The sequence below is a fragment of the Alishewanella sp. BS5-314 genome, from assembly GCF_025377695.1.
GTDB classification, from domain to species: Bacteria; Pseudomonadota; Gammaproteobacteria; order Enterobacterales; family Alteromonadaceae; genus Alishewanella; species Alishewanella aestuarii.
On sequence record NZ_JACEHJ010000001.1, the window covers coordinates 862715 to 874295 of the forward strand.

9 protein-coding genes are annotated in these 11581 nt (G+C 53.2%); 2 read left to right on the forward strand and 7 right to left on the reverse strand.

Annotation, left to right across the window (positions count from 1 at the left end; translation table 11 throughout):
• Positions 1-16: 16 nt before the first annotated feature.
• The 4 genes from H1D31_RS04045 to H1D31_RS04060 form a co-directional block, all read right to left on the reverse strand.
• Positions 17-3751: a S8 family serine peptidase gene (locus H1D31_RS04045; RefSeq protein ID WP_261256438.1), complete on the reverse strand. Its 3735-nt coding sequence runs from the start codon at positions 3749-3751 to the stop codon at positions 17-19.
• A gap of 285 nt (positions 3752-4036) precedes the next feature.
• Complete coding sequence (gene envZ / locus H1D31_RS04050; RefSeq protein WP_008609674.1) at positions 4037-5347, reverse strand: two-component system sensor histidine kinase EnvZ; 1311 nt, start codon at positions 5345-5347, stop codon at positions 4037-4039.
• The gene (gene ompR, locus H1D31_RS04055; RefSeq protein WP_008609675.1) at positions 5344-6069 is read right to left on the reverse strand and encodes a two-component system response regulator OmpR; all 726 of its coding nucleotides are present in this window, start codon (positions 6067-6069) and stop codon (positions 5344-5346) included. The genes envZ and ompR overlap by 4 nt, the downstream gene beginning before the upstream one ends.
• A 116-nt stretch (positions 6070-6185) precedes the next feature.
• Positions 6186-6386 (reverse strand): hypothetical protein, encoded by a 201-nt coding sequence (locus H1D31_RS04060; RefSeq protein ID WP_008609676.1) that lies wholly within the window; start codon positions 6384-6386, stop codon positions 6186-6188.
• Between the two features lie 180 nt (positions 6387-6566).
• Here H1D31_RS04060 and greB point away from each other — a divergent pair, with 180 nt between their 5' ends.
• Positions 6567-7070, forward strand: coding sequence for a transcription elongation factor GreB (gene greB / locus H1D31_RS04065; RefSeq protein WP_261256270.1), 504 nt, complete (start codon positions 6567-6569; stop codon positions 7068-7070).
• A gap of 48 nt (positions 7071-7118) precedes the next feature.
• The gene (locus tag H1D31_RS04070; RefSeq protein ID WP_261256272.1) at positions 7119-9440 is read left to right on the forward strand and encodes a Tex family protein; all 2322 of its coding nucleotides are present in this window, start codon (positions 7119-7121) and stop codon (positions 9438-9440) included.
• A 47-nt stretch (positions 9441-9487) separates the two neighbouring features.
• Here H1D31_RS04070 and H1D31_RS04075 read toward each other — a convergent pair whose 3' ends face one another.
• The 3 genes from H1D31_RS04075 to bioH form a co-directional block, all read right to left on the reverse strand.
• A complete protein-coding gene (locus tag H1D31_RS04075; protein WP_008609679.1) occupies positions 9488-10360 on the reverse strand; it encodes a putative metalloprotease CJM1_0395 family protein in 873 nt (290 codons plus the stop codon).
• A gap of 5 nt (positions 10361-10365) precedes the next feature.
• Positions 10366-10686 (reverse strand): hypothetical protein, encoded by a 321-nt coding sequence (locus tag H1D31_RS04080; protein WP_261256275.1) that lies wholly within the window; start codon positions 10684-10686, stop codon positions 10366-10368.
• Positions 10687-10799: 113 nt separating this feature from the next.
• Positions 10800-11555 (reverse strand): pimeloyl-ACP methyl ester esterase BioH, encoded by a 756-nt coding sequence (bioH, locus tag H1D31_RS04085; protein ID WP_261256277.1) that lies wholly within the window; start codon positions 11553-11555, stop codon positions 10800-10802.
• Positions 11556-11581 lie beyond the last annotated feature (26 nt).

Consider the following 11581-nt stretch of genomic DNA (forward strand, 5'->3'; position numbering starts at 1 on the left):
AACTTCAGATTTGCGTTCAGACCTTAACCCGGCGCCGTAACCACAGTAACGGCAACAGTAACAGCCCCAACCAGCCCGCACTACCACCCGATTTATGGGTGATAGTCACCTGAGCTGTGGCTGTTGACTGTAATCCGGCAGAATCGCGCGCAGTCAAGGTCAGACTTTGGGTTCCGGCATCTGCTTTCACTGGTGCGCGGGTAAGCACGATCTGACCATTTTGCACTGCAAAAAGCGGATTGCTGGATGTTACGCCAGTCAGTGTCGCGCCGGCTTCCCTTACCTGCACCGTAGCAGTACCGACCACAGTACCGGCTGCAGTACCAGATGGCAGTGAACTCAATGTCACAGCAGCGGTGATGACAGGTGGCGTATCCGGGATATTAACCACTTCCACCGTCACTGTTGCCGGTGCTGAAACCTGACCCGCACTATCCAATACTGCCACTTCAAAGCTCACCTGTGTCAGACCCGCTTCGTAATCCAGAGCTGTCTGATTAGCGACCACAATACGGCCATCGCTGTTGATAGACAGTGCCGCCGACGAGCTGCCCAGAACGACAAACTCAGTCACCGCAGTGCGGAAATCACTCTCTGCTTGTAACTGACCAACGACGGTACCAGTAGCTGTATTTTCATTGACACTGAAAGTTTTGCTACCAGCCAGCACGGGCTGCGCTAAAGGCGCCGCATAGTTTGCAACTGCTGCGGCATCGGCCTGAGTCGACAACAGCACAAAGCTGCGGTTATCGCCGGCAGGTCGCTGCAGATAGGCCGACTCACCCGGTGCCAGCTCACTAACGGTAACTGAGGTTGCTGCCGCTGGGCCTTCTGCCGGCGCCAGCGACGAACTAAAGGTCACAGCAGGTGACGGGGTTAACGTCACCTGAGCCGTTAGCTGATCGGCTGTTTGAGCCTGACTGTAGCTTAATGAGAAGGAATCTGGATTAGTCCGGAACCGCGCATTAATGGTACGGCCCAGATCTGCCGCCGTTAGACCAACATGGTTAAAACAGGCTTCCAGCGTGATCTGCTTACTACCGGCAAAATGCAATACATCACCGAGGAATCCGTTGGTGGTGTTGTACAGCGTATTAAACGAAACCATTACCCCGGGGCTTTGTGCATAGGTAGTACCAAGACGGGTTAACAACAGGGTATTCATGGTGTAGTTAAAGACACCATCATTGTTGATATCCAGATCCAGCGCGTAGTTACCCTGCAGTAGGTGAGTTACCCCTTCTGCCAGATGGAAAGTTGGATATAAAGCATAACCTGAACTACAGGCGCTTGCCGGCGCTACATCAAAAGTAATGGCCCGGATATCATGTATTGGATTGATGGCCGGGTTAGCCGCCGAGGTGGCAACCAGAGTGGAGGCAAAAGGCTCAACCGGGATCACGCCGGTATTGGTGATTTTCGTGGCAACCTTGCCATCGACCAGCTCGCCCGATAGCGCCAGTTTGCCAACGGCTTTCGGGATCAGGTGGTACACCAGATGCAGATCATGATCAGTTGCTGTGCTGGGGTCATTAAAAATCAGGGCACCATCAAATTCAACCTTGTCCATCTGAGCCGCAGCTTGCAAAGCAGAGTAGAAGACACCGTTGGTTAACACAAAGTCAGGTAACCTGGCCGGATCAACCGTTAGTGTGACGTCAAATTCTATGGTTTGTTTGGCTGGAACCGTTACCGCAGCCGGGAAACTCCAGCTTAACGCCCCTGTCGCCGATTTATCAGCATAGCGATCCTGGATCCGCAGGTTATAGGTTTTATTGGTGTTACTGAAGTTTTTCAACGTGACCCGTTTGGTCATGCTGCTTGGTTTATCCAGCGACTGTAAACCAAAAGATAACGCCGCCTGTGCGGTATCGAAGCGCGCGTCATTCACCCAGGCTGCGACCGGCGAGTTAACGGCTTTCTCGACATCCACCAAACCTGCACCAATCTGGCTGATTGATGCTAATTTAGCATCCGGATTGATACCCACCGGTTCACGGTGCACCGTCAGATTCGCCGTATTCATTAGCGTGGCTTTAATTTCCAGCGCATTGCGCTCAGGTAAGGCACCGCGCAGCAGCGCAACAGCACCAGCGGTAATTGGGCCAGAGAACGAGGTACCATTAACCGGAGCAGTGCCGGTACCTGTACCTAAGCGGGCAACCTGGATCGCGACCCCCGGTGCAGTAATTTCCGGCTTCAGCAAACCATCCATCGATGGACCGCGTGACGTAAAGTTAGCAATAGCACCGGCACCAGATTTGCCAACGGAACGAATATCGTAGCTAACTGTTTCGCCAGCTTCCAACTTGGCTTTGATAGCATCGCCCACTTCTTTGGTAATCATTACTGACGGAATCGTTACCGCTGGATCATCACCACCCGCTACGATCGGCGCCTCACCCGGATTACTATTCGCAATAATCACAAAGGCAGCGCCACGCTCTTGTGCAACCTTAACTTTGTCGGCAAAGGCGCAGACACCACGCGATACCAACACTGTCTTACCGGTTAAATCAACCTCGGCAGGCAGCGCATTACAGGCCGTATATTCGCCCGGCACCACCACCAGTGGTGTGTTGGCAGAACTAAAAGCAAAATCCAGAGTTCGATTAAAGGCAGAAGCTGTCATCACTGCCGTCGCACCATCTATTACCGCAGCTTCAAAGACTCCAACCGCAGCTTTCGGGTGTGTCATAGCGCCCACAGAAAGTGCGTTAGGTGTGGTACTAGGACCGCCAACCCGGAATGGCACATTACCGTCGTTACCTGCCGAGATAACCAGATTTGTCCCCAGTTTTACGGCACGCTGAATTAAGAACTGAGTACCACTAACTGCTTGGGTTGAGCCAAATTGGCCACCAAGTGACATATTGATAATATCGACCCGATCTTCCATATTGCCATCGCCGTTCGGGTCCATTGAGGCTTCTAATGCTCTTAGCTGAGCGACACCCGGACAGGTATTAGTACAAACGGTATAGGCATAAAAAGCTACTTTTGGTGCAATGCCAGATACCGAATGTGCCACAGAAGTACCATGGCCGGCACCAGCCAGACGGACATCGTCGATAGGATTAGGGTCATTCCGCAAAAAGTCGTAGCCACCGATAATCTGACCAACTGGCCAGGCTGGTGCATTAACCTGGTCACTTAACGCTGCATTGTAAGCAGCCGTGGTGCCAGGACCACCCAATAAGGCATGGGTATAATCCACACCGGAGTCCAGAATAGCAACCCGGATCCCTTCACCGGTCGCTTTGCCAGATTGCACCGTTTGCAGCGCCCGGATGTACTCGGCGCTGTCAACCACCATCGGCTTACTATCATAGATAGGCAAAATATTCTGTACTGCGCTGTGCTTACGCATCTCGGCCAGAGCTTCAGTAGAGGCGTTCACCACCAAACCAGCTGCCAGATGTTTGGTCGCCAGTAAGATTTCAGCATCCGGATCGACGCTGTGCAGTTGAAACGTCACTTCCTGCTGAATTTGTTCTGCAGTCAGCTGATACTGTGCCGCCAACTGTTGATCAAAGCGCGAGCCTTGCAAGGCGTCACTGGACGCCGGGGCATTTAGCAGGATTAACCAGGCACTCGGTTGCTCAGTTTCAGCATGTAGGCTAACTGCCGTTTGGTTATTAAAGATTTCGTGCACACTTTGGCCATGTGCTGTTCTGAATTGCTCGATGCCGGCTACCGCAGACCCGGAAATAGCCAAGCCGACAGCTGTTGCCAGCAGGGTTTTATTCATTTTTCCCAAGGTATTACTCCTTCCAGATTATTATTGTTATACCGGGCGAGATATTTTATTTAGTTACCCGGTGGCTGGTGAAAACTTTGCCAAAATGACAAAGCAACCAGGGGCACAGTGAGAGTCTGCGCCCATAAGAGATCATCTCTCTTTACCTGTTTTTACCACAGCTTTGGATGGATGCAATGCTAAAAAAATGGATTAATGTAAAAAATAATGACACTTTTCCGTGAGATACTGTAATTGATATTTTACAGCTCCATAGTCAAATGAAGGTTATGCGGGCTATTGTGGCGACTTCAGCGGCAGGCTGACTGTCACCACCAACCCCCCTTTGGCATGATTATGCAGACGTACTTCGCCATGATGCATGGCAACGATTTTCTTAATAATGGCCAGCCCCAAACCAGAACCGCCACTACCCCGGGCTTCATCCCCCTGGACAAAGGGACTAAACATCGCCTGCATCTTATGCTCCGGAATACCAGGGCCGTGATCCCGCACTTCCAGATAAAGCCATTTCGCTGCCCGCTCATAGCCAGTGCTAATTTCGATATCACCTTCACTGTAGCGTAAGGCATTTTCCAGCAAGTTATTCAGCATGCGTTTCATTGCCAAACGACGTAAAGCTACTAAGGGCAAAGCCGGATCAAGGTAAGTTAGGATCTGACGCTGCTGCACCTGTTCCGCCTGCACCAGATCGCGGACCAGCTCATTTAAATCCAGCAGTTGTGGCTCTTCCTGCTTATGGTGCCGCAGATAATCAATAAACTGATCGATAATGGCATTCATATCCTCAATATCGTTAATGATGCCATCGCGGATCCAGGCATCCGACTCGCTCATCATCTCCGATGCCAGCCGGATACGGGTTAACGGTGTACGCAAATCATGCGACACCCCGGCCATCAGTAAGGCCCGGTCTTCCTCCAGTTGCCGGATCCCCTGTGCCATATAGTTAAAGGCCTTGGTTACCGCCAGGATCTCAGTGGCCCCCTCCTGCTCTGATAACGGCGGCGGAAATTCACCGCGCCCAACCTGCAGTGCCGCCTGCTGTAACTTCTGTAGCGGCCGGTTCAGATGTCGGGCCAGCGTCCAGCCACCCAGCACACTTAAGGCGCCAATCATCAGCAAATAAAAAGTGAGCAACGGAAAACTGGCTTCGTCCAGCCCGGCCAGCGGCACCCTGACCCACAGGTCCTGCTCAAGATCTGGTCTGACCCAGAAGATAAAACTATCGGTTTGTGAAATTCGGACCTCGGCTTGCTGCTGCAGCTCATCCGACAGTTGTTGTGAGAAGTACCCGTAATAACTGGCCTCGGCCAGTCCCTCTCGTAAAGCTTGCTGCTCGTCAAATACCCGCACCTGTGTCGCTTGCTGAAAATGTGCCGCTATAGCCTGTTGTAACTCAGGATTGGTGGCTGTCGCTGGCAATGCCAACCGGACCTGTTTGGCGACCAGATGACTGATTTGCTGGGTGCTGGGTTTAATCACATAAAAAGCGACTGACAGGTAAGACACCACCTGATTAATTAACAGCATGATGCCAATCAGGAATACCGTTTGCCCGAAAGCGCTGCGCGGGAAAAATCTCATCCGTTCAGACTACCGTCCGGCACAAAAACATAGCCCAAACCCCATACCGTTTGAATGTAACGCGGATTAGCAGCATCGTCTTCCAACATCCGGCGTAAACGCGATACCTGCACATCAATGCTGCGCTCCATCGCGGAATAGTCGCGGCCGCGGGCCTGATTCATCAGCTTATCGCGTGATAAGGGTTCGCGGGGGTGGCTGACTAACACCTTTAATACGGCGTATTCACCACTGGTCAGGGGGAGTTGTTGCTCACCTTTAAACATTTCCCGGGTCGCCAGGTTAAAACGGTAGGGACCAAATTCAACAATACCTTCGGCCTGACTGGGCGCGCCCGGCACCTCCTTGGTTTTGCGCCGCAATACCGCGCGGATCCTTGCTAACAACTCTCTTGGGTTAAAGGGCTTAGGCAAATAATCATCAGCCCCCATTTCCAGGCCGATAATCCGATCTACCTCGTCACCCTTTGCCGTTAACATAATGATCGGGATTTCGTTTTCCTGCTGGCGCAACTTGCGACAGATCGACAAACCGTCTTCACCGGGTAACATCAAATCCAGCACCAGCAAATGAAAGTGTTCGCGTTCCATCAAACGTTGCATTTGTTCGAAGTTCGCCACGCTACGTACCTGATAGCCTTGTTCCACCAGGTAGCGCTCCAGCAAAGAGCGTAGTCGCAAATCATCGTCGACTACCAGAATCTTGGTTGTTTCAGTGACCACTACCCTATCCTTATTTCTGATGCTTTTCAGGTCACTATAAACGAAAATGCCGTCTTTGCATCGGCCAGACGGCATAAACTATGTTACAAAGTTTGTCTGCCCGGCAGGGCGACAAATTACTGTTGGCCCGCGTCCTTTTTCATGGGCGGGTTAACCCAGTAAATCCTGGGGCTGAGACTGTTTTTCTTCGCTGCGGCTTCGACCTGATTAATATAATCCTGATCAAGCTGACTACGGGCAGTCTGCACCGGCGTCGAGCTGCAGCCAGCTAACAGCAGCAAGGACGCGACGATGGCAATTTTTTGGCGCACTTTCATTTACACCTCTCCTGTTACAGGTTATTGCATTTTAAGCCTAGCCAGCACGGCTGAGATTGCCAAACCAGGCTGGTCGAAATTTAACCAGCAAAGGGCCGCAACTGGCTAAAAAGCTTTACGCTCTGCCGCACTATGGCTGATAATCAGCGCCAGTGCTGTAAGAAGGGAATGTCATAACAGGTGAAACGCACCAGCAGTAAAACCTTGCTAATTACCCGCGAAGGCTATCAACAGCTCAAAGCCGAACATGATGAGCTCTGGTTCAAAAAACGCCCGGAGATCACCCGTATTGTCAGCTGGGCTGCCAGCCTTGGCGATCGTTCGGAGAATGCCGACTACACCTACAATAAGAGATTACTTCGGCAAATTGACAGTCGGCTGCGCTTTTTACGCAAACGGCTGGAGGAGCTGACTATTGTCGATTACTCACCACAGCAAGCCGGCCGGGTGTTCTTTGGCGCCTGGGTCGAATTGGAAGATGATGCTGGCAATAGCCTGAAATTTCGCATTGTCGGCCCGGATGAAATCTACGGCCGCAAAGACTATATCTCGATCGACGCCCCTATGGCCCGCGCCTTACTGAAAAAACAGGTCGATGATGTGGCCACGGTTTCCACCCCAAATGGTCCGAAAGACTGGTACATTGTGGCTATCGACTATCCGCAGCCAACCCAGCCTAGTTAAGGCTTTAAGCTCAATCGCTGCGCCAAACCGTTACAGGAATTTAGTGTTATGTCTATGCTGATTAATCAAATTGCTACTGAAATCGCCGCCCGCCCGGAGCAGGTTGCCGCCGCCATCGCCTTGCTGGATGAAGGCGCAACAGTGCCTTTTATTGCCCGTTACCGGAAAGAGGTCACCGGCGCCCTGGATGACACCCAGCTGCGTACCCTGGATCAGCGCCTGAGCTATTTGCGAGAACTGGAAGAGCGGCGCCAGGTGATCTTAAACACCATCGCCGAGCAGGGCAAACTCACCGCCGAACTGGAACAACAAATTCGCGCCGCAGATAATAAAACCCGGCTCGAAGATTTGTATTTGCCCTACAAAACCAAAAGACGGACTAAGGGCCAGTTGGCGATTGAAGCCGGGATTCAGCCACTGGCTCTGCTGCTGCTCTCAGAACCAACACGGCAACCGGAACAGGAAGCCCTCGCCTATCTTAACGCTGAGGCCGGTTATGCCGATGTCAAAGCCGTATTAGAAGGCGCCAAATATATTCTGATGGAGCAATTCGCCGAAGACGCTGACTTGCTGGCCCGTTTGCGCGCCCATCTGAGTCAGCATGCCGTGCTGCAAAGCCGGGTTGTTGCCGGCAAGGAGCAGGAAGGTGCCAAGTTCAGCGACTACTTCGAACACAGCGAAGCGCTGAAACAGGTGCCTTCGCACCGGGCGCTGGCCATGTTCCGGGGGCGCAACGAAGGCATACTTAACTTGCAGTTACTGCCTGAACTGAGTGAACAACCACACGCCGTCTGTGAACAAATGGTCGCTGAGCAATTTCAGATCCGGCAGTTGGACCGGCCGGCTGATGCCTTCCTGCGCACCGTTGTACAGTGGACCTGGAAGGTAAAACTACAGCTGCATCTGGAAAATGATTTATTGAGCGAACTGCGGGAACGGGCAGAGGCCGAGGCGATCAGGGTATTCGCCCGTAACCTGAAAGATTTGCTGATGGCGGCGCCAGCCGGCATGCGCCCGACTCTGGCGCTGGACCCGGGACTGCGTACCGGTGTAAAGGTCACGGCCATTGATGAAACCGGCAAGCTGTTAAATCACACCACCATCTACCCGCATGCGCCCCAGAATCAATGGGATAAATCCGTTCAGGTCCTGTCGGCCTTGTGCAAGGCCTACCAGATTGAGCTGATTGCCGTGGGTAATGGTACCGCATCGCGGGAGACCGATAAACTGGCTGCTGAGGTGATTAAGACGCTGCCCGGTCAGCGGATCAGCAAGGTAATGGTGTCCGAAGCCGGCGCCTCGGTATATTCGGCATCGGAGTTGGCGGCGCTGGAATTTCCGCAGCTTGATGTATCCTTGCGGGGCGCCGTCTCGATTGGTCGCCGCTTACAGGATCCATTGGCCGAGCTGGTAAAAATTGAACCTAAAGCCATTGGCGTTGGCCAGTATCAGCATGATGTGAACCAGAGCCTATTAACCAAATCGCTGGATGCGGTAGTAGAAGACTGCGTAAACGCCGTCGGCGTCGATTTGAATACCGCTTCAGCGGCATTACTGGCCCGGGTGGCAGGCCTGAACAAAACGCTGGCACAAAATATTGTGCAGTATCGCGATCAACATGGCCGCTTTACCAGCCGCAGCCAGTTGTTAAAGGTGCCGCGTCTGGGGCCGAAAGCCTATGAACAGGCCGCCGGCTTTTTACGCATTAATAACGGCACTAACCCACTGGATGCCTCAGGCGTGCACCCCGAAGCCTACCCACTGGTCGAGAAAATTGTTGCCGCGCATCAGAAAAGTGTCGAGCAGCTGATTGGCAACAGCAGCTTCCTGAAACAAATCGATGCCCGGCAATTTGTCGATGACCATTTTGGCTTACTGACTATCGCCGACATTCTAAAAGAGCTGGACAAGCCCGGTCGCGATCCACGGCCGGAATTCCAGATGGCCAACTTTAAAGACGGGGTGGAAACCCTGGCCGATCTCAAACCCGGCATGTTGCTGGAAGGGGTGGTTACTAACGTCACTAACTTTGGTGCCTTTGTTGATATCGGCGTGCATCAGGATGGCCTGGTCCATATCTCCTCGCTGGCCGATAAGTTTGTCAGCGATCCGCATCAGGTGGTCAAAGCCGGCGATATTGTTAAAGTGAAAGTATTGGAAGTCGATCAGGCCAGAAAACGCATCGCCCTGACCATGCGGATGGATGAACAGGCCCGCAGCAACGGCGACAGTAATGTTTCGACTGCTGGTAAGGGTCGGCCAGAGCGCAGCTCGGGCAGCAATAAAGCCAGCCAGACGCCAAAACAGGAACAAGGCAACGCAGCAATGGGTAATGCGTTAGCGGCTGCCTTAGCGAAATTTAAAAAGTAGGGTAAATATTCGCAGGAAAAACCGGAATTGCGGCGGCTGCGAGCAGATTAAACCTGCTGCCGTAATGGCCGCTGTGCCGGTTCAGTTGCCAGCTGATAGAAATTTTCAATCACCTGGCTGCGTCTGGCCATAAGTGCCTGCCATTCCAGTCGTTCACGTTGTGGTAAAACAATATCGGCTGCATCAGCCTGGGTAAGCTGTGACTCAGCTGCTGTAGAACCTTCCTCAGTCGTGCTGCTATCACTGGCTGCGGCATTAGCGAGCGGCGCCTTCTCGGCGATAAGCTCGGCCTGAGCTTGCAACAGGCGTTGGCCAGCTTCCGCCGCGATACTGCGGTCAGCTGCTGAGGGTTCGGCCGGTGCCAATGCCGCCGCCTTGACCTGCTGCATTTTCTGAACCGTCGCTGCCGGATCACCCGGTACCGGTGCCAGATCAATTTGCACCTCGCCACCTACGGCATAGCGTTTACCGTCAGGGCCTTGTTGATAGTCGTAACTGGGCGCGCTGGCGTAACGGCCACCGACAATGGCATGGGCCTGCTCATGTGCCCGGACTTCCTGATCACGCGCCTGCAGTTCGCGAATTTCCCGCTGCTCGGCCTGTTGCTGTTGTTGTTCTTGTTCCGACTGTTGCCCGGACTCTTGCTTTTCTTCCTGCTCGCCGCGCTCACCCTGCTCACCTGTTATCGCTTGCTGCGTCTCGGTTTCCTTACCATTGGCATCATACAGCGTAACATTCGCGCTACTATTCGCAGCACCACGTTGCCGATCATCTGTCGCCAGCGGCCGCTCAGCGGCACCTTTTTCCAACTCCTTTACCGGCTCAATCGGCTCACGCCGCTGCATATCACGCCGCGCCTGCTCCGTGGCCGGATTCGCGGTGTTAATGCTGACGTTGGGGTAATAGGAGGTGATTTGCATCGCAATCAGACCCGGATATCAATAATATTACCGAGCATTTCATCGGCTGTGCGCAAACTCCGGACATTGGCCTGAGCCAGCAATTCCTGTTGTTCCAGACGCACCAGTGATTGAGTGGTATCGGTGCCGGCGGCACGGTTCGGCTCGGCTGCAGCATTAGTAGGCGTCGGATTAGCCGTCTGCTGTGCATCAGCAGCCGCTACCTGCTGGTCCTGTTGCCGGCTCTGGGTTGTCTGTCGGTTGATATTCAGCGTTTCTTCGCTAATCACATTGGACGCGCGCTGCAAACCTTGCATGCCGGCACTAAAGGCAGACTGAATTTGCATAACCAAGCCCTCTTTATTCACTTGCTGTTAGACTGCTTAATTATCGAACAGTTTCGGCAAAAAAGAAAGCAAAGGCTATCATAAGCACTAACCGCTTCTGCCCACTAAGTATTTTATTGCAGTGCGCTACGCAGCCACTGACAGAACTCGCCCGGATGAGAAATAAAGGGTGCATGCGAGGCTTTGGCCAGTACCGTCAGTTTTGCCGCAGGCTGCAATTGCTGTAACAAAGGCAGCACTGCCACTGGTACCAGCGAATCAAGCCGGCCATAACAGCCCACTACCGGTTGAGTTAGCGCGGCAAACTGTTGTCTCAGGTCAGTGTCTGCCAGCAGGGTTAACGCCTGCACTACGGCCTGGGGTTGTGCCTCCGGAAAGTGGGCAATACTGTCGCGTAACTTCAGAATATCCTGCTTGGCATGCTCTGAGCCCAGCGCCTGGATCGCCAGAAAACGCTGAATCGTTTGCGGCAAATTCTGGCTCAGGGCACTGGCAAACTGCTGCATCACTTCGGCGCGCATCCCGGGCCAGTCATCTGTCGCCAGAAATTTCGGCGTCGCAGCCACCAGCGCCAGTTGCTTAACCTTGTCCGGATAGGTCGCGGCCAACGCAATGGCCAGCAAACCGCCCAGCGACCAACCACAAAGATAACTTTGCTCTGGCAGCTGCGCAGCAAGCTGGGACAGCACCTCATCCAGACGGTAAGCAGGCGGAAACTGTCGGCTCAGGCCAAAACCGGGCAGATCCAACGCCAAGACCTGAAAATCGCCAGCCAGTTGTTGCTGGACTTCGGACCAAACGCCCTGATTTAAGCCCCAGCCATGTAACAGTACCAGTGTTGGTTTGGCGGTTGTGCTGTGTTCTGCCATACTCTGCTTATGTTAATAAAGGGTAA

Coding starts and splice junctions, on each gene's coding strand:
- H1D31_RS04045 (WP_261256438.1), bottom strand. CDS start 3,751: ATGAATAAAACCCTGCTGGCAACAGCTGTCGGCTTGGCTATTTCCGGG.
- envZ (WP_008609674.1), bottom strand. CDS start 5,347: ATGAGATTTTTCCCGCGCAGCGCTTTCGGGCAAACGGTATTCCTGATT.
- H1D31_RS04060 (WP_008609676.1), bottom strand. CDS start 6,386: ATGAAAGTGCGCCAAAAAATTGCCATCGTCGCGTCCTTGCTGCTGTTA.
- H1D31_RS04070 (WP_261256272.1), top strand. CDS start 7,119: ATGTCTATGCTGATTAATCAAATTGCTACTGAAATCGCCGCCCGCCCG.
- H1D31_RS04075 (WP_008609679.1), bottom strand. CDS start 10,360: ATGCAAATCACCTCCTATTACCCCAACGTCAGCATTAACACCGCGAAT.
- H1D31_RS04080 (WP_261256275.1), bottom strand. CDS start 10,686: ATGCAAATTCAGTCTGCCTTTAGTGCCGGCATGCAAGGTTTGCAGCGC.
- bioH (WP_261256277.1), bottom strand. CDS start 11,555: ATGGCAGAACACAGCACAACCGCCAAACCAACACTGGTACTGTTACAT.